13 protein-coding genes and 1 pseudogene are annotated in these 20,109 nt (G+C 40.7%); 10 read left to right on the top strand and 4 right to left on the bottom strand.

Going from position 1 to position 20,109, the window contains the following annotated elements; all coding sequences use genetic code 11:
• Window positions 1-558: 558 nt before the first annotated feature.
• Window positions 559-861 (top strand): annotated as a pseudogene (locus NSMS1_RS10305) (UDP-glucose 4-epimerase GalE); the annotation flags it as partial.
• A gap of 76 nt (window positions 862-937) precedes the next feature.
• Here NSMS1_RS10305 and NSMS1_RS10300 read toward each other — a convergent pair.
• Window positions 938-4,153, bottom strand: a complete 3,216-nt coding sequence (locus NSMS1_RS10300; protein WP_224092942.1) for an ATP-binding protein — start codon at window positions 4,151-4,153, stop codon at window positions 938-940.
• A gap of 893 nt (window positions 4,154-5,046) precedes the next feature.
• Here NSMS1_RS10300 and NSMS1_RS10295 point away from each other — a divergent pair.
• From NSMS1_RS10295 to NSMS1_RS10260, 8 genes are all read left to right on the top strand, one after another.
• Entirely contained in the window at window positions 5,047-5,355 is a 309-nt protein-coding gene (locus NSMS1_RS10295; RefSeq protein WP_411908673.1) for a circadian clock protein KaiA, read from the top strand.
• A gap of 105 nt (window positions 5,356-5,460) precedes the next feature.
• On the top strand, window positions 5,461-5,787 hold the full coding sequence (gene kaiB, locus NSMS1_RS10290) for a circadian clock protein KaiB (RefSeq protein WP_067763282.1): 327 nt from the start codon (window positions 5,461-5,463) through the stop codon (window positions 5,785-5,787).
• Between the two features lie 73 nt (window positions 5,788-5,860).
• Complete coding sequence (kaiC, locus tag NSMS1_RS10285) at window positions 5,861-7,420, top strand: circadian clock protein KaiC (RefSeq protein ID WP_224092940.1); 1,560 nt, start codon at window positions 5,861-5,863, stop codon at window positions 7,418-7,420.
• A 104-nt stretch (window positions 7,421-7,524) separates the two neighbouring features.
• Window positions 7,525-9,687, top strand: a complete 2,163-nt coding sequence (locus NSMS1_RS10280) for a TolC family protein (protein ID WP_224092938.1) — start codon at window positions 7,525-7,527, stop codon at window positions 9,685-9,687.
• A gap of 252 nt (window positions 9,688-9,939) precedes the next feature.
• Window positions 9,940-10,317 carry a hypothetical protein gene (locus NSMS1_RS10275; RefSeq protein WP_224092936.1) on the top strand — a complete coding sequence of 126 codons (378 nt, stop codon included), beginning with the start codon at window positions 9,940-9,942 and terminating at the stop codon, window positions 10,315-10,317.
• Between the two features lie 164 nt (window positions 10,318-10,481).
• Entirely contained in the window at window positions 10,482-10,988 is a 507-nt protein-coding gene (locus tag NSMS1_RS10270) for a hypothetical protein (RefSeq protein WP_224092934.1), read from the top strand.
• A 149-nt stretch (window positions 10,989-11,137) separates the two neighbouring features.
• Entirely contained in the window at window positions 11,138-11,917 is a 780-nt protein-coding gene (locus NSMS1_RS10265) for a photosystem II S4 domain protein (RefSeq protein WP_224092932.1), read from the top strand.
• Between the two features lie 119 nt (window positions 11,918-12,036).
• Window positions 12,037-13,539, top strand: a complete 1,503-nt coding sequence (locus NSMS1_RS10260; RefSeq protein WP_224085439.1) for an IS5 family transposase — start codon at window positions 12,037-12,039, stop codon at window positions 13,537-13,539.
• A gap of 115 nt (window positions 13,540-13,654) precedes the next feature.
• On the opposite strand, the gene NSMS1_RS10255 is transcribed toward NSMS1_RS10260, so the two are convergent.
• Window positions 13,655-14,431 carry an SDR family NAD(P)-dependent oxidoreductase gene (locus tag NSMS1_RS10255; RefSeq protein ID WP_224092931.1) on the bottom strand — a complete coding sequence of 259 codons (777 nt, stop codon included), beginning with the start codon at window positions 14,429-14,431 and terminating at the stop codon, window positions 13,655-13,657.
• Window positions 14,432-14,638: 207 nt separating this feature from the next.
• On the opposite strand from NSMS1_RS10255, the gene NSMS1_RS10250 reads away from it, so the two are divergent.
• Entirely contained in the window at window positions 14,639-15,238 is a 600-nt protein-coding gene (locus tag NSMS1_RS10250; RefSeq protein ID WP_224092930.1) for a hypothetical protein, read from the top strand.
• A 70-nt stretch (window positions 15,239-15,308) separates the two neighbouring features.
• Here NSMS1_RS10250 and NSMS1_RS10245 read toward each other — a convergent pair whose 3' ends face one another.
• Entirely contained in the window at window positions 15,309-18,845 is a 3,537-nt protein-coding gene (locus NSMS1_RS10245) for an NACHT domain-containing protein (RefSeq protein WP_224092929.1), read from the bottom strand.
• Between the two features lie 281 nt (window positions 18,846-19,126).
• On the bottom strand, window positions 19,127-20,020 hold the full coding sequence (locus tag NSMS1_RS10240) for a shikimate dehydrogenase (protein WP_224095189.1): 894 nt from the start codon (window positions 20,018-20,020) through the stop codon (window positions 19,127-19,129).
• Window positions 20,021-20,109 lie beyond the last annotated feature (89 nt).

Below are 20,109 nucleotides of genomic sequence, written 5' to 3'. Positions count from 1 at the left end.
TACAGCTTATACTGAGAGAGCTTTTTTACTACTTTCCCGACTTTTCAAACATCCTCTTAGTAAGTCGGTGGAAAAAACAAAACTAAGTTAAGAAAAGTAAACAAAGCTATAACCCTCTTCCCTTTTGCCTCCTGCCTTGCCATAGCGATAATTTTTAACACTGAGCTACTTACATAGTCTTAAAATATTTGTCATAAGCTAGAAATAAGCAAATTCTGTCAATAATGTCTTTGTGCATAAGTATTTCTGCATAAGGCTAGAATAATCACCAGATGACTAATAACTACCTGTAAATATTTCTCAAGCCCTGACAATAAAGGGAACGCATCTTTATAGATAAACCGTCCTAAACTTGGGTCATAATCAGGGCAAACGCATCTTAATTTAAAGTGATGGCGAATAATGCATTGGTAGATGAGTCAGTTCAATCATTTTCTTGATGAATATATTGACCGTTGAGCCTAGAAAGAGATACTGAAAATATCACTACCTTTATTTAGGGATTATTAGCTATAAATTCTCATGCTAAAATTTCACTAATAGTAGTGTTGATAAGCTGCTATGGCTTATCTACAACAAGGTGAGAAAAGCCAAATTTTCAATTGTGGTTATGGACAAGGTTACAGCGTGCGGCAAGTAATTGAACGGGTGAAGGTCATTTCCGGTAAGGATTTTCCTGTGATTGAAACCGATCGCCGTTCTGGTGATCCTGCTTGTGTAATAGCTTGTGCTGATAAAATTCGCCAAGTTTTAGGATGGCAACCTAAATATAATGATTTAGATCAAATCGTCTACTTCACTCTCGCATGGGAAATGCGTCAGCAAGGTTTATACGCAAATTCATTGGCTGGAGTTGCTTAGAAAAAAATGCTGAGTGGGGAGTAGTGATAAAGTTCTATTCCCCAGTTTTTAACCCTTAAATAATAGAATTTAGGATTTATTTTTCATTCAATCTCAGATTTTGATGAATCTGAGTAAGCAAGTCTTCCATTGAGATAGAACGAGGAACAATTTGAGTAGCGATCGCTTTTATAGCACTCGTAATAGGTGATTCTTGCTTTTTGCTATGACTAAGCTTACTAGCAGAAGTAACTCTACTGCTATTTAATCGTTGGTCAATAATTAAAATGGGCGGCAAATCGAATGGTAAATCCGGTAGTGCTTGTAATGCTTTCACCACTTCTGGATGGATAGTTGACTCACCTAAACAAATGAGTAGCAAATCTATGCTGTGGTGGCGAATTTGTTGTAATACTTCTGCCCAATGGCGTGCCATTGTTGCCTTTAAGCCAGCCGTGTGTAAATACTGAATCAAAGCTTGGAACCATTCGGTTCCCCGTTGTGCCACTTCCTGAGCAAATGCTGTGTTTTTCTCTGTGCCGTCACTTTTAGCGGATTTACGTCTGGTTTGTGGTAAGTCTTCCAACATGACTAAATCTACTACAAAGATGCTTGGGGGATAGCAAACGCCAGAAGCAATTTGTAGCACTGATAATAGTGGGTCTTTACCCTGTTTTAACCCATCCTTATAATCTTTACCTATTGGGGTTAAACAAGGAAAAACCGAAAGTCCAGGAATTTGGGAAGCAGCCAGGGTTGTCTCAACATCACAAGTTACTAATGGTAAAGCTGCTAGTCGGGGATGGTGAGTTAACTGTTGTATGTAAGTTTGGGCTACAACAGTTTCTACATCCAATAAAATGACATCAAACTGCCAAACTCTAGCTAAAAGTTCTGCTTGGTCTAAATCGTCTACTTCAATCACGCGATGTTCTTGCAGTGAGGGATGGGGATTAATAGATTCCAATTCGGCATCAACTAATCTAAGAATCCGCAGGGTTTTTTTGGATGCAGTCGTTTCACTAGAGTCTAAACCTTGCGACTGCACCATTGGTTTACCACATAATTTATCTAACAATGGTGTGAGCGATGGTTGTTCCACTGGTAAACTTAAGAAACCATCTGCGCGGTTAGCAAAAGCTAGTTCTTTTTCTGCGCCTGTAGCTGTCACAATTACAGGAATATGATGAGTTGCACCATCAGATTTGAGCAAGGTCAACACATCCCAACCAGACAACAAGGGTAATAGGGGGTTCAAAAAGATGGCTGTCGGTTGTAAACGCCGCGCTTTTTCTACAGCTTCTGTTCCAGAACGGGCAATTACTACCCGATAACCTAAAGCTTTGAGTTGGTCTGTTAAATCTTCTATGTATCTGGCTACTGCTTCAACTACTAGCACTAACCTTTGGCAAGAGACAGGTTGATTTTGTCCAGTAGGTGTTGCTCGATTACGAGTTTTGCTGCTAGGGTTAGAAACATTTTCTCTACCTACTTCTGAATCAGTAAAACTAGAACTAGGTGGGCTTGGTGGTAATAGCAAGGTAAATTGACTACCTTTACCTTCCCGCGACAAAAAGCTGACATCGCCACCGTGGAGACGGGCTAAAGCCCTAGTTAAGACTAGTCCTAAACCAGTACCTTCAAACTGACGGGTGAGGGGATTTTCTAGTTGCTGGAACTTCTGGAAGATGAGGTGTTGCTGATGTTCGGGAATACCAATACCTGTATCCCACACTGTAAAGGCAATCCACCCTTCCCAACGACTCACCCGCAAACCAATTTCACCAGATATTTCTGTGAATTTGAAGGCGTTAGATAATAGATGAACCAGCATTTGTCGCAAGCGTAATTCATCTGCGACTATCTGTTCTAAATCCGTCTCCATTGATAGGGTAAATTCTGGAGTGGATGAGTTAACAGCCGTGGCGGTTTTACTAGTTTGATTATGGATCGCTTTGGCTTCCAAAAGAGCGCGATCGCACACAGCGCGAATATTCACAGGGACGAGGGTTAGTTCCATCTGCCCTGTTTCCATCCTGGTTAAATCCAAAATGTCATTCACCACGCTCATCAGATGGCGACCGCTTTGATGAATCAGTCCTGCATAACGGGCTTGGCGTTCGTTGAGTTCTCCCAACTGCTGGTCTACCAACAATCTAGATAAACCCAAAACTGCTGTTAACGGGGTCTTGAGTTCGTGACTGATACAAGCTAAAAATTCATCCTTTAAACGATTCAATTGGATGAGGTCGGCATTTTTGGCAGCTAGTTCTTTACAAAGTTGCTGCTGTTCTGTGACATCAGTTGCCAACACCAGCCATAAATCATCGCTATTAGGCAATTTTAGTTCAGTATTCTCTAGGGGAATTTTGACAAACTGCCATACTCGCTCCTGTCCGTTCTGCACTTCCACAACGCAGGTACAAGTATTGAGTTGGTGATCTAAAAAGCAGCGATTGGACTCAGTTTTTGTACTTACGCTTGGTTCATAGGGTGATAGGGGTAGCAACCCTGTAGTTGGGATTTGGGCTAAATCTTCTGCTACTGAGTCGTAACCTTTACTATAATTTGCGGCCGCTACAGTTTTTTGCCCTGCATATTCTGGTTGCTTAATTCTAGTGGTTGCTAATATCCCTTCGACTTGTTGGCGTATTCCTTCTGGGTCTTTCAATACCCCTAATTGTTGCCACCAAGCCAAATTTTGCGTTAATACTTCACCCGTAGCCGTTTGTAGCATCAAAGGCCAAGGTAGACTTTCTAATAACTGAACTAGTGGTTGGAGTTGGTTATTTCTTGGCAGGGACGTTCCACCCATCGTTGGCGAACGCTTCAACCCAGAGTCGATATCATTAGTATCTATATATGATTTAGGGGAATTGAGACTATTGGTTGTTTGTTCCTGAGCTAATAATGCCAATAGACGCACGCTATTTAGCACTCCTAAAAGCTTACCATCGTCATCTACTAGCGCATACTCCGCATTCTGGGCTTGGTGATAACGCCAAAATAGGGTTAATTGCTCTACACTATAGCTGGCTGGTAATATTTGTATTGGTTCAATTAGGGCTTGACTAAAGGTTGACAGTGGCTGTTGTAAGTTTAAAAATAATCTATTACCTGTGGCTGCTAAAAACTTTTGTGCTAGCTGCCCAGAGTGCAGCAACCCAATGGGGCGTTGCTGTTCATTTACTATTACCAAGCGATCGCATTGCTTTTGCTCAAAAATCTCTAGCACCATTGCCAGAGTACTTATTTCTGAGCAACTGTTTACGTTTGCTAGAAATTCATCAAGCGGACACTGTAGCATTGACATAAGCTTTGGGGGTCATTCTTCCTATGAAAGCCTGTGGCTACACCATCAGCAAATACGCAGATAGTGTGACTGCCAAAAGCAATATCCTCTAAGAAGACTCGTGTTAGCGATTTTGGTACAGCTTAAACACTATTGAAACAATAGATTTACTTCTCTCGAACACTACTGTTTGAAGTCACTAGTTTTGGAGCGGGGCATTTTTTCTGCTCCTGAGAACTCTGGCAGAATTAACCCACCAGTTTCTACAAGCGTTTCAATTTTTGATCGATAGTGACAGCTAAGACAATTATGGCTCCAAACATTCGCTTTAGAACCTTGAGGAATTATAATGATTGAGAACGCGACAATACTTTATTTTCGTTCAAGTATCTTATTAAGGAGCAATTGAATAAATCCCTATTTGGATAGATATACATGTGTAAGTCTTGAATTAAATAGTGTACTTTTGACAACTGTAATTTTTCTTCTCATTTACTCCTAGTTAGGTGATTGAGTGGATATTTACATATATGTATTTTGAAGTAGTGGCACTCTTAATTTAAGAAATCTCAATTATTCTCAATAATTTTCATCCTTTGCTGGGTTATGGCGATAGTAAAAATATACAAGTATGTAAATGCTACTATTAATATTGATTTTCCAACGAGATGTTAAAGAAAATTTAGATCCTCTGCCAAAGCTAGCTACTAGTACAGTATCAAGCAAATCGTTGCGGAGTTCAAATTTGGTCTGTAAAGCTTTACGTATAGCTCTTGTCTCTATTTTTTGCCACTGTTACAAGAATTTACTATCTCTGGGAACGCTCACAATTACGGACTAATGGAAATTTTACTAGTAAATCCCCTTATTTATATAGATGCCAAAAGCAAAAAGCACAACAGGTTTGTCAGCACATGACTCAAGAGGTTGATCGGCGAGTATTATTAGAGCAAATCAGATCAGATTATCGCCAGATACTTTTAAGTTACTTTACTACAGACAAAGCACTACAAGAAAAAATTGATAAATTTGTCAATGGAGTATTTTGTGCTAATATTCCTGTGCCAGAAATTATAGAAATTCATATGGAACTGATTGATGAATTTTCCCATCAGCTACGTTTGGAGGGTAGAGGTGATGAAACTTTGATAGATTATCGTTTAACTCTTATAGACATCCTAGCTCATCTTTGTGAAACCTACAGAGGTGCAGTTTTTAAATAGTACAAGTTATGCCAAATAAAGTAGTGACCAAGACAAAACGTATTTGAATACAAAATTTATGAATAGCCTCTAATATTAAAATGTTGACTTCTATCTTCTTTTTTTATGAATAAAGCCAGAAAGACATACGTCCTCAAGCTTTACGTCGCAGGCAACACCCCCAATTCTGTCCGAGCCTTGAAGACGCTCAAAAACATTTTAGAACAGGAATTTAAAGGTATTTATGCTTTAAAAGTTATTGATGTCCTGAAAAACCCCCAGTTAGCAGAAGAAGATAAAATATTAGCCACACCGACATTATCTAAAATTTTGCCGCCGCCAGTCCGCAAAATTATCGGTGATCTTTCCGACCGGGAAAGAGTGCTAATTGGTTTAGATTTATTGTATGAAGAACTAACAGAAGAAGATTGGGAAGCCCAAAGTAATCTTTAATCTTGAAATGTTAAAAATAATTTACCAACTTTAGTCATATAAAAACTGGGCATAAGCCTATTATTAACAACCGATGAGTGACAACGAGCAACAGGAACAGAACAATACACCAGGTAATGGTGTAGAAAAAATTCGCACAATGATCGAAGGCTTTGACGATATTAGTCATGGCGGATTACCAGCTGGTAGAACTACTTTAGTCAGTGGAACTTCCGGTACAGGCAAAACTTTATTATCTCTACAGTTTCTCTTTAACGGCATCACCTATTTTGACGAACCTGGAGTCTTTGTTACCTTTGAAGAATCTCCGAGCGACATCATCAAGAATGCTCATATATTTGGTTGGAATTTACAACGCCTAATTAATGAGGGTAAATTATTTATTCTCGATGCCTCCCCAGACCCGGAAGGGCAAGATATTGTGGGCAATTTCGACCTTTCCGCATTAATTGAGCGTTTGCAGTATGCAATCCGTAAATATAAAGCCAAACGGGTATCTATCGACTCAATTACCGCCGTATTTCAGCAGTATGAAGCAGTGGGAGTAGTCCGGCGAGAGATTTTTCGCTTAGTAGCGCGTCTTAAACAACTCAATGTCACCACTATAATTACCACGGAACGGGGTGAAGAATACGGGCCAGTAGCTTCTTTTGGTGTGGAAGAATTTGTTTCTGATAATGTGGTAATCGCCCGTAACGTTTTAGAAGGAGAACGTCGCCGCCGCACCATTGAAATTTTAAAATTGCGGGGTACGACTCACATGAAAGGTGAATATCCTTTCACCATTACTAATGAAGGTGTAAATATCTTTCCTTTGGGAGCTATGCGCTTGACTCAAAGGTCTTCTAATATTCGCGTTTCTTCTGGGGTGACAACTTTAGATCAAATGTGTGGTGGCGGTTTCTTCAAAGATTCAATTATTCTCGCCACAGGTGCAACAGGTACAGGTAAAACCCTGTTAGTAAGTAAATTCTTACAAAATGGCTGCGTCAGTAATGAGCGAGCCATCTTATTTGCTTATGAAGAGTCACGCGCTCAACTATCTCGCAATGCTTACTCTTGGGGTATTGATTTTGAGGAATTAGAAAGCCAAGGTTTACTTAAAATTATTTGTACCTATCCTGAATCAACTGGTTTAGAAGACCACCTACAAATTATTAAATCAGAAATTGCTCATTTTAAACCCTCGCGTATTGCCATTGATTCTCTGTCAGCATTAGCTAGGGGTGTAAGTAATAATGCCTTTCGTCAGTTTGTAATTGGCGTTACAGGTTATGCCAAACAGGAAGAAATAACTGGTTTCTTTACCAATACTACAGACCAATTTATGGGATCGCATTCAATTACCGATTCCCATATCTCTACAATCACCGACACAATCTTAATGTTACAGTACGTAGAAATTCGCGGAGAAATGTCAAGAGCAATTAACGTATTTAAGATGAGAGGTTCCTGGCACGATAAAGGAATTAGAGAATATAATATTACGGCAGATGGGCCAGAAATCAAAGACTCTTTCCGTAACTACGAAAGAATTGTCAGTGGCGCTCCTACCCGCGTTAGTTTTGACGAAAAGGCGGAACTATCTCGCATCGTCAGACGTTTTGAAGACAAACAGGGTTCCGATTCCTAAGTTTGGTATCGTACTATATTCCTCTTAAAATTTAGTATCGTGCTATATTCTGTGGTGAAGAAAAGTTTTCTGCCGCCAGATTGATTTTCGTGTGAGGGGATGCGGTGAAAGGACAACAGTTATTCTATAGTTTCTTACCTGGTGTAACAGCAGCAGTATTGACGACTCAGCCAGCCGTGGCTGAAGCAATGAAATTTGGCAATGTACAAATTGTGCCTACTTCTAGTGCTGTGACTAATCAAAATAGTCAAAAATTGCTAGTTGGCAAAATTGAAACACAACCGCCAAATGCTAAAGTCGAAATCTTTCCAGACATCATTCACAATTCTGGTGTGACTACAGCGAATTTGCAATTTTTAAGTAGTCGCAATCACCCAGTAATCTTGACAGAAAATACTGGTATCGATAAAGAACAAAAGTCTCGACAAAATGAAGGTAAACTTCCTAACTCTAAATCAGATCGGACTCTTGCTCAACGGCTAAAACAAAAACTTTCTCCCAAGCAAAAAAAACAAATTCGCTCAGGGATATCTCAACCAGAATTAGTAGCAAAAGCAGCTTCTACTACATTTACAAATTCATCGGCTGCACAACAGACATTCTCCCTGTCTAATTTACCAAGTTCAGCATCGCCAGAAAGGCTAAAAACTCAGTTATCAACGGTTTTACCAGTAACAGCAAGGTATGAGGGAGCAGCAAAGCTACTAGCAATTAGTAGTTGCTCACTACAAAATTGCCAGCTAAACAGATTGACACCGATGGAGATAGCTCAGGGGAACACTACAACACCAAACCCAGTTGTAACTCCTGAACCAACTCAAACAGCGCCAGCCAATACTCAAGCACCTACAGTTAATCCTGAGTCAACCCAAACAGCGCCAGCCAACACTCAGCCGATAATTACTCCTACACCGCCAGGTAAAGTAGAAGTGCCACAAAATCTGCTGCCTAACGCTAATCCGTTACAGTTTCCTACCAAACCAGGGGAAGTGACAATCCAGGAAACTCAGCCGATTACATTGGCACAGGCTCTGGAACTGGCAAGGCGGAACAATCGGGATTTACAGGTTTCGCTGTTGCAACTGCAACGCACTCAAGCAGCCTTAAGGGAGGCACAAGCAGCTTTATTGCCTAATTTGTCTCTCAGCAGTGATATTACCCGTAGCCAGTCTGCAAGCAGTCAGTTGTCGAATGAACTTGCTACAAAGCAGGGAGGAGTGGCGACGAGCAGGGATGAACCGAGTACAGGCTTCAATGGTCAAGCTCAATTAACCTATGACTTGTTTACGTCTGGAAGACGGAACGCTACCATTCAACAGGCCGAGGAGCAATTGCGCTTTCAACAGTTGGACGTAGAGCGCCAGTCTGAAGAAATTCGCTTGAGTGTAACTAGAGCATATTACGACTTGCAACAAGCAGATGAGCAAGTACGTATTGCTCGCTCGGCAGTAGAAAATGCCCAGGCTAGTTTGCGAGATGCAGAGGCTTTAGAAAGAGCTGGGGTAGGGACAAGGTTTGATGTGTTGCGATCGCAAGTAAACTTAGCCAATAACACCCAACAGCTCACCAATAACCTGGCACAGCAGCAAATTAACCGTCGTCAATTGGCAACTCTGTTAAGCGTCCCACAATCGACAAATATTAGTGCAGCCGACCCTGTGCAATTAGCAGGTCTGTGGAACCAAACTCTAGAACAAAGCATCATCCTCGCCTATCAAAACCGTCCCGAACTGCAACAACAACTAGCACAAAGGAACATTAGCGAACAACAGCGCAGAGAAGCACTGGCCAACTTAGGGCCACAAATTAGCTTTGTGGCTAACTATAACCTGCTCGATCAATTTGATGATAGCGTTGGTGTGACTGATGGTTATTCCGTTGGACTTAGAGCGACCTTAAACTTGTACGATGGTGGAGCATCCAGAGCTAGAGCCGATCAAGCCAGGGCAAATATTGCGATCGCCGAAACTCAATTTGCTAGTCAACGTGACCAAGTTCGCTTCCAAGTAGAACAAGCCTTTACAAACCAACGCTCCAATCTAGAGAACGTACAAACTGCCAATGTTGCCTTAGAACAAGCTAGAGAATCGCTGCGGCTAGCACGTTTGCGTTTCCAAGCTGGTGTAGGTACTCAAACAGATGTAATTAACGCAGAAAATGATTTAACACAAGCTGAGGGTAACAGAGTTCAAGCAATTCTCAATTACAACCGTGCCTTAGCTGACCTACAACGTGCTGTTACTTCTAGAGCATTGGCTGTTCAGTAATGATTAGTCATTGGTCATTAGTTATTAGTCAACTGTTAACAGTTAACTGTCAACCCTCCGGGTACTCTTCTCCTTTGGAGACGCTGACGCGAACGAGAACTCCTTCGGAGAACGGCAGTTCGGACTCGACGGGAACCGCCTTGGCGTAGCCTCTCGTAGAGAAGACTCCGACTGCCTCACTGTCAACTGTCAACTACCTATAAACTATGGACTATAGACTATTGACTTATTAGTACTACTGATTACTTACCCATGACTACAGTTACATCACAAGAAATAGCACTATTTCGCTCTCAGTTGGCAGATGACCTGGGAGCGATGGAGGCTTTGGACTTAATTGAGGACTGCGAAGGAGATTTAGAAGATGCAGCGATGACGCTAGCCATCAAAGCAGGACAAGAACCAGAACGAGCTAACGCCGAGTGGTTAGATGCTTTGGCGAGAAAGTGGCGTGCTGTAATTTGCGAACAAGAATTTCGTAATGATTTGCTCAACGGCTCCATTACGAAAATGCTCGCACATCTCCAAACAATGCCCACATTTCCCAAAATTTTGGCAACACCAGTCTTGCTATATATTCTTAAGCAAGGTGTAGACAACTTTTGTGAGCCTTTAGATGCGCTTAAGTAAAATCAGTGCTGAGTTCCTGGTTCCAAGTAAAATACTTACTCACTACTCAGCACGCGCTAAACGCGCCGCTTCCGCTAACACTACTCAAGACTCATCATTGATCGAACAAGGACTGATACCCTGTTAGTAAGGGCGAAAATTTTATCAGATGAATTTTTCTATCAATGAATTACCTTGTTGCCGTATTACCAGACCGTATCCAAGCAGAAGCTGCTTACTTAGCCTTAGAAAGAGAAGGCATCAATAGTACCATCTTAGGTAGAGGTTATAAAACTGCTGATGAGTATGGCTTAGTTGATCCCAACCTCCAAGCTAGAAAGCAAGCGAAGCTCATGTCGCTCTGGTTAGTACCATTTGGCTTTTTTGCTGGTTTCACCTTTAGTCTTATCACTGGTTTGAACACCTTTGCTTGGGCGGGTGAAATTGGTAATCATGTTATCGGTGGTCTTTTAGGTGCTGCTAGCGGCGCTTTGGGTGGTGTGGTTGTTGGCGGTGGAGTAGGCTTAGTTGTTGGTGGTGGTGATGCTTTACCCTACCGTAACCGCTTGGATGCAGGAAAGTACTTAATTGTAGTTCAAGGTTCAGACGCTCTTTCGCGCCAAGCAACAAAGATATTACGCCAGTTTGAGCCAGAAAATATCCAAGGTTATGCTGACAGTACTCCGGTGTGAGGGAGATGAGGGAGATGTAGCTTGCTTCTCTTACGTTCGCGTAGCGTGTCGGAGACAGACTCTACGCGAACCCGTAGGGTGGGAGTAGGGGAGAATAACCTTGGACTTTTGACTATGGACTAATGACTAATAACTAATGACTATTTAAAATGTTGCCACGAGAAGAACTTTTAAAGGGTGTTGAAAATCGAGATAGTATAGCTCGTGTAATTGACCAAGCAGAGCAAGCAATTAAAACTTGGGAAGTGGTGTTGACAGATTTTCTGTCCCCCCCAGAATTGGTAGAAATTCAACGAGTGTTTAGTAGGCTAACAGAAGTGCAAATAGTAGCTTGGGGTGGATATCCGCAAGCAGAACGCCAAAGATTAGCGATCGCTCGTGCTGAGTTACCCTTAGATCAATCCCAAGTTAGTCTGACAGTGCTAGAAATCGCGGGAAATTTCTTATTTGATTCAGCAACTCACCGCGACTTTTTAGGCGCAATGTTAGGAACGGGAATCGTCAGAGAGAAAACTGGCGATATTATCGTATTGGGTGAACGCGGCGCACAAGCAATTGTAGTTCCTGAGTTAGCAGAATTTCTAGAATTTAATCTTAAACAAGTGCGTTCGGTTCCTGTAAAAGCTCAAGCTATCGATTTGGCTGAGTTAAAAGTCAGGGAACCCAAGAAGAAAGAATTAACTACAGTAGAAGCTTCCTTGCGGCTGGATGCGATCGCCTCTGCTGGTTTTGGTATGTCTCGCAACAAAATGGTAGACTTAATTGATACAGGTGATGTGCGTGTCAATTGGAAAGAAGTTACCCAAGCCAGTTCTCAAGTTAAATCAGGCGACTTAATTGCCATTCGCGGTAAAGGACGCTTAGAAGTAGGCGACATTGCTGTCACCAAAAAAGACCGTTACCGTGTGCAATTAACTAGGTATATGTAGGGCTGGCTGAATAAGGGCGAAAGATAGCAGAATGAAGAGTTTCAGGGTCAGGAAAGAAAAATAAGGTGAAAAGAAAAAGGGTAAGATAAGTAAAAATCCTTGTAGCAAGTTGCGTTAAAATGTATCGAAGAGCGCAAAAGCAAGAAAAAGCAGCAGAAAACTTTGAACTACCCTTTGGGGGAAAACTAGCGTCAGATAACCGATGGGTAATCATGGCGAACATGATACCTTGGTCAAAATTTGAAGCAGAGTACGCAGAAATATTTTCAGCAAGAATGGGAGCGCCAGCCAAAACATTTAGAATGGCGTTGGGAGCATTAATAATTAAAGAAAAATTAGGAATAAGTGACAGAGAGACAGTAGAACAAATTCGGGAGAACCCGTATCTGCAATACTTTATAGGAATGTCAGCATATAGTAATGAATCTGCATTTGACCCGTCAATGCTAGTTCATTTTAGAGAAAGGATAGATATAGAATTAGTCAATAAAATCAATCAAGAAATAGTCAGGAAGATGTTAGAAAATAAACAGGAGGTAGAAGTAAGAGCAAAAAAGCCAGAGGTCGAGGATTCAAAAAGTAAGCCAGCCAATAGAGGAAAATTAATATTAGATGCTAGTTGTGCGCCAGCAGACATAAGTTATCCGACAGATTTAGGATTATTAAATCAAGCCAGAAAGCAAACAGAAACAATCATAGATACATTATATAAGTCCTTATTAGTAAGAAATATCAACAAACCAAGAACCTACAGAAACAAAGCAAGAAAGGATTATTTAGCAGTAGCCAAGAAAAGAAAACCAACAGTTAAAGAAAGAAGGAAAGCTATCAGAAAGCAACTGCAATATATCAACAGAAATTTAACTCATATTCAGCAGCTAATAAATTTAGGTGCGTCACTATTAAAACTGAGCAACAGTCAATATAAGATGTTGCTAGTAGTAGCAGAAGTTTATCGTCAACAGTTATGGTTATATGAAAATCAAAAAATTAGTATACAAGACCGCATTGTCAGTTTAAACCAACCACACATTCGTCCGATTATCCGAGGTAAAGCCGGGAGAACAGTAGAGTTTGGGGCTAAGTTTTCAGCTAGTTACTATGATGGCTATGTATTTTTAGACCATATTAGTTGGGACAACTTTAACGAATCAGGAGACTTAAAATCACAAGTAGAAGCATACAAAAACTACACCGGATATTATCCTGAATCAGTTCATGTTGATAAGATTTATCGGACGAGGGAGAATCGAGCTTGGTGTCAAGAAAGGGGAATTAGAATTAGTGGCCCACCACTAGGTAGACCCCCCCAAAATGTCAGCCCTGAAAAGAAGAAACAAGCCGCTTATGACGAAAGGATTCGTAATTGTATTGAGGGCAAGTTTGGACAAGGTAAACGAAGATTTAGCCTTGGTAGAGTTATGGCTAAACTTCCTCATACTTCTTTCACCGCTATTGCCATAACTTTTTTAGTTATGAATCTTTCTACTCTGCTATTACGGCTTTTTTGTGTATTTTTTTGCCTATTTTTCAAAACTGAGTCTTTTTTTACTTCTTCTATTATCGAAACTGATATTTCATTAAACCTTAAACAACAAAAACTTATCTTTTTTCTGGACTGACTACTTAATCAATTTTTCTCTTCCTTTGAAATGACTTTTTCAGCAAGCCCTATGTAGTAGTGAACAATTGACAATTGACAATTGACAGTGGAAATGAGCTAACAACTGTCACCTGTCAACTCTTAAAATGCCTCGCCAAAAGACTTAACAAAGTTTTGCGTGGGACGAGTCTAGCTACTGCGCTTCTAAATTGTGTGCTAGTATCACTGACTATTACTGTAGGTTGCCCATTTTCTAGGGCTTTGAGTGACTGAAGTACCACTTCTTTACAAGCCATAACTTTATTTGTAGTTTCTGCTAATGCTTGGGGAAAATTAGCTTCTGTAAAAAAGTCTGTTTCTGTGGGGCCTGGACAGGTAACTAAAACACGAATATTGTACGGGCGATTTTCTGCCCATAAAGCTTCACTAAAACTAACGATAAAAGCTTTACTGGCAGCATAAACAGAAAGATATGGTATTGGTTGAAAGCCTGCAATTGAAGCGACGTTAATAATGCTTCCTGAACCGCGTTGACGCATGGGAGTCAAAAATCTATGGGTTAAATCTACCAATGCGGCAACGTTCAATTGGACAATCTTTACTTGCCTAGTGCGATCGCTTTTAGCAAAATCACCGTAGTCGCCAAAACCAGCATTATTAATTAATGTATCAATTGTCAATCCCTTACTTATGGTGGCATCAAAGACAGCCGTCGCCGCATCTGGTTCGGTTAAATCTTGAACTACTACATCTACTTGGATTTTGTATTGCTGTTGTAGTTCTTGTGCTAATTGATGAAGTTTCGCTTCTGAACGCGCCACAAGCACAAGATTTGTTTGACGTGCAGCTAGTTCTTGAGCAAAAGCTTTACCAATACCACCAGATGCACCCGTAATTAGAGCAGTTGACATTATAGATAATAAAGACTTTCTTATTACACATATAAATTTTAACAAAAGTATTTGAGGGAGAGAAAGAGGCAGGGGGGCAGGGGAAAAATCTTCTTCCTAGTCTTTTCTGCTTTTTGACTATGGACTAATGACTAATGACTAAAAACTAATCACTTTTATTTACTTTTGTAATAATTATGAAATCATACTTGTGATCGCAATTAAGTTATGACTCCAGATGAGATTGCTACGGTTTTACAAAATGCTTTTAAGCGTTGTGATGCGGCTAGCTGTCCTCTCACTGATCAGCAGAAACAGATATTACTGCAATTGGTGGAGGAGATTCAACGGCAATCTTCGTCTGGTAAGTTAGATATTCTTAATCCCTTGGATGAACTGACACCAGAGGAATTAGAAATATTTTTAACATTTGTGAAAACAGAAGAACAACAAAATCGCACTTGGAAGGTACAGTTACTCAACGACTGGCTGCATAACCAAGACTCAGGAAATGTGCAGTTTATTCGAGAACGGTATGGGTTGCAGTGGTTAAACCGGATTGAGTCTTATCATTTTGACAAGTATGCTCATTTTGGTGATGCACTGAAACTGAGAATAGGCGATCGCATTGAAGTTTCCAACGCCTTATGGGAATGGGTGCAAGATGATGGCCCCTGCAAACGCGAATGGTTTCTTTCTACAGTCATTCAGATTAACGAAATTAACGCTTCTACTAACTGCGTTTTGCGCTTCCAAAATGGTTCTGAGTATGAAATTCAGGGCGTTTATGATTGGAATCGGTATAATTGGCGCTGGCCGAAGATGTAGTTAAGGCTTGATGTTTGAGCGAATAGTCACTTAAACATAAAAACTTTTATTTTTGTAGATTTTTTATCTGTTAGTCTTTTAGGATTTCAATCTTAAGGTTTGGTAATCCTTCTAGTGGGCTAAGGTCGGTAACATCTGTATCTCCTAGAACCAATTCTGTGAGATGAGGAAGGTTAGCAAGCGGGCTAATATCAGTAATAGGCGTTTTTTCGTAAAAGGAACTACGTCTTCCATATGGCATCTCAAATGCACCTAAATATAGTCTACGTAAACTCTGACAATTCACAAGAGGGCTAATGTCTCTGACATTTGGTTCGGATATGCTTAGACTAATAAGATTGGGGAGGCTTGCCAAGGGGTTTAGGTCATGAATGTTGTTTTCATTAAGTATTAAATTAGAGAGATTTGGAAGAGAAACTAGTAGACTAATGTCGTTTATTCCCGTTCCATTTAGTCTTAAATCTGTTAGATTATAAAGTTTATCCAAACAACTTTTAACATTAATTTCCCTACAATAACTAAATCGGCCTCCATTCCTGTAAATTACTGCACCTATACTTAATTTACTTAGTTGATTCAAGTTGGCAAGGGGGCTTAAATCACTGATACTATCTTCTAAAATACTCAAGCTTTTTAGATTACTAACATTACTTAGTAAATCTAGATTACTGATGCCCGTGTGCGCTAGGTAAAGGCAAGCAAGGTTATTAAATGTATTCGGAAATTTTAAGTCTAAAGAGCCATATGTGTCAAAAATCCCCAAGCTTACTAAATTTGGTAGTTGTGCTAAAGGGCTAATATCTCTTATTTCTAATCGTTCTAAAATTAGCTCAGAAAGTCTGAAAAGCTGACAAATTTCGCTAATTTCATTAATCTCTACATTAGATAGATATAGATAATTTAAATTATTAATTTTCGCTAAATGATTAGTATCTAACCTGAAAATCTTGTTTTTGAAAAAATTTCCTAATAATAGGTTAGTCAATCTAGGATTTTTTTCTAATGCTGTTAGATTACATACTTCATCTGCTTCCGATATTTCTAATTGGGTGAGATTGGTAAGCTCTTGCAGTGGACTCAAATCTTTTAAAGATAGCGTTTCTATGCTTAGTTTGTTAATATGCTGAAGATGTTCAAATCCTTCCCAGTTCCTTAAATTAGGAACATAAACTTCATTGAGGTGAGACAAAACTTTAGAAGCATAAGTGCTACGGTCAAAAGCATCCCAAGCTCTGCCTAATTCGCCAATCAATTTATAACGAGTATCTTTTGCATAATCAGCCAAAATTTCCATAGCAGCAGAACTACCAATCTTAGCTAAAGCATCCACACACCGATCAGTTTCCACCTCAGAATAGTTTGGATTTGGTGCAAGCAAGGGGACGATCGCATCTCCAGCCCTAGTCACCATTAACACCTCGTCATCATCTTTGGGAGGTAACAAAGCCTGAGCCTGTTTAAGCACTTCAGTACGCACTTGAGGATCAAGTTCTACGGTTGTTTCCAAACAAGCCACAGCTAACAAATGCAAATAATGACGTTTATCTGGTCTTTCGTTCCCCATCTGAACCAATTTTTGTAGCAGTTCTTTCTGCTCCCTTGGGCGGCCTAGCCCCGCCGCAACAATAATTGCTTCTCTCCATTGATCATTGTCAGCTTCTCTTAGTAATACATTGAGACTATCTTCATTTAGTGCTGCCTGTGCTGCCAGAAATTCTTGAAAGGTGCGGTGTGCAAAATCAATTTTCCCTATGACTGGTTCTCGTAAGAGTGCCGCTCTCTCTACAAACAGGGCGCGTATTTGTTGCCCAGTCACTTGTTCGGGAAGGTTCATCAGTTTTAAACGTTTCTGGAAGTGTTCATCAACTCGGCTTATGTCAACGTCAGAATAATTATTACTCATCATCCAATAAGCAAAAGACTGAATCAAAGCCATCTTCTGACTATCGGATAAACCCCTTGGGTAAGAGTCATCAAGTTCTAGTTTGATTTCACGACCGCGATCGCGGCTGTTTAACAACATATCAATACATTCTTGGTAAAGCTTGATACGTTCTGTAGGTAAGTTTTCACCACGATCTCGATGCAACGCACAAATCATCGCACACAATAATGGTGTAGTCGCCAGTCGCCGCAACTCAGGGCGTTGACGGAGTAGGCGCTGCAAGTCGCTTCCTTTTTTGGGCAAGTCTATCCGTTGGTCTTCTGGGCGTTTAGCAGCAGCCAGAGCCTCATGCCACTGAGTAACAAACTGCTCAATATTACTTGGACTCATCGACCGTAGAGACAGATTGAGAAACTCTGCTTGCTCTGTCCAAGTTTCCCACTCCTGCCAAGTTTCCCCTTGACTGTCCTTCAGCCCAGCAGGACGAGATGTGACAATATAACGTGCATAAGGGAAGTCTGCTACTAGACGAGTCAGAGCCTCAAAAAAATCTTGACGCTGCTGTCGTGGCAGTTCATCTACCCCGTCAATTAATACCAAGGCATATCCAGCATCAAGGCATTGGTGTACCCATCCCTTGGGCATCATATCAGCAATGTTAGGGGCAATGAGTTTTGGAAACTCTTCTGGTGTTGGAAAACCTTTATCTACTAAAGACCTTAAGCGGATAAAAAATGGTATCAGTCGATTCCAAGGCGCTAAAGAAGAAGGAAAGTCCTGCTTGGCAGCACGCACTGCTAGCCATTGAAGAAGTGTACTTTTACCAGCCCCAGCCTCACCTCGAATCACTATCTTTCGGCAGGAAGCCAATGTTTCATCAACTGGAGAACTGCGTGAACTGTTGTTCTCCTCCTGTTGAACCTGAACGGCTATTTCCTCCGTCAGCCTTCTACTGATAATTTCCGCCTCTTTATTCTGCTCATCTCGTCCGTCCCTTGTAGCTGACAAAGTAACGTAAGCTTTGCTCAGACTTTGTTGAGCAGTGATACTGTTCATTTTAGGCAAACCGAACATCTCCATCCGATCTAGTTCGCGGATAATGGCTTGACGATATTTCCTCTCAAACTCAGTTTTTTCTCGTTGATACTGTTGCCGCGATCCCTGTAAATCGTTAATAATTACTTCTAGTCGTTCTAAAGTCTCTGTAGTTGCTGCAAGTGTAAAACCTTGCAATTCTGGTGCTACTTCAATGATGCCGCGACTGACTTCTTCTAACATCCGCTCATAAAGAGCAGTTTCATTACGGCTAAAGTGTTTGCAAGCCTCTGGATAAGCATTGCGAAGATTAATTGTTAATAATTTTCTATCCAGGCTAAAACTCATTAGCAATTCACTTGTTACCTCAGCCTGACGTAATGTTTCCACAATTTCAAATTGAATTGCTGTCCGGCTGTCTTGACTGAGGCTTGCTGCTTCCAAGTCAAAAATCGGCTGTACCTGTGTCACTATTTGCTGGGCAATCTTTTCAATGCTTCTCTGCGTCTTTTCTTGCTCACTGGGGTTAAAAATAAAATCTTTCAGCTTGTCTACTATCTCATCTCCGGTTGCCTTCCCTAACGAATTATCTTTCAGCCAACTAGAAAGTATGATTTTTGCCATAGCAGGGCAGAGGATGGAAAGAAGCGATCGCACTACAGCCATGAGTATGATTACAATAGACAACTTGATTTTTAATGTAATTTATACAAAGCTGAATTGCCCATTTCTCCCAAAAATTAACAATATATTAAGAAATACAATATTATCACTATCAAAACTGATGTAGTATTAGCTACAATTTATCGTTGGGCGATAGCTAGCTGCATCTAAAATACACAACCGCCACAAAAGCAACATTATAGGTTTGATTTGCGCCTACCCTGCGGGTTCGGCTTTAGCCGTATGCGGCTAATTCATATTTTCAATCAGCAATGCCAGAAATACCGACATTGCAGACACATTAATTACCCCAAACCTAGTTGATTTTTCAATGCTTGACGCATGACATCCACAGGTATATTGTCCTGCTGTAGCCAGATTTTTAAAGCAGCGACACCTTGCTGAACTAACATTTCTAAACCGTCTATAGCAATTGCACCTTGTTGGTGTGCTTTGTGGAGAAATTGCGTAGGTTGCGGAATATAAATTAAATCATAAGCGATGGTCTGCGACAGACCAGAGGTCAACGCACCTGCTGGTAAATTTACCAATTCCTGTGTACTTAAAGGCGACTCATCGATTTTAGGATACATCCCTATCGGCGTAGTATTTACCAAGAGGTTGGCTTGGGGAATAAGTTTTGCTAAGTGATCCCAGCTATGGACTTGTAAATTCTCGCCAATGGTTGAATTTTCCCAACTGTGACGAAATTCTTCTAAGCGTTGTACATTGCGCCCTACTACATGAATTTCTGGAAAACCCAGTTGATGACAACCTGCAACCACAGCCCTAGCAGCGCCACCATTGCCTAAAATTACAGCAACTTTCTGACTCCAATCTTGCTGATAGGTAGTTTGCAAAGGAGAGATAAACCCTTCTATATCCGTATTCGTTCCCACCCATTGATTACCTCGACGGGTAACAGTATTTACCGCACCAATAGCTTGAGCAACGGGACTAATTTCGTCAAGCAAGGGAATAATAGCTTGTTTATGGGGAATAGTCACACTAAACCCGACTACACCAATACTAGCCAAACCCGCGATCGCCACCTCTAAATTATCCGGTGCTATGGGAAAGGGTAGATACACATAGTCCAATCCCAATTGTCCTAAAGCTGCATTGTGCATCACCGGTGACAGCGAATGTTCCACCGGATGTCCAATTACCCCTAATAGTTTAGTTTTGCCTGTAATCATTGTTTTGGTCATTAGTCATTAGTCATTAGTCATTAGTCATTAGTCCATAGTCCATAGTTATTCTCCCTTATCTCCCTCATCTCCTCCTC

The organism is Nostoc sp. MS1 (assembly GCF_019976755.1).
Taxonomy (GTDB): Bacteria; Cyanobacteriota; Cyanobacteriia; order Cyanobacteriales; family Nostocaceae; genus Trichormus.
Note: the sequence above shows the minus strand (reverse complement) of the source record. Positions and strands in the feature narration are given on the sequence as shown.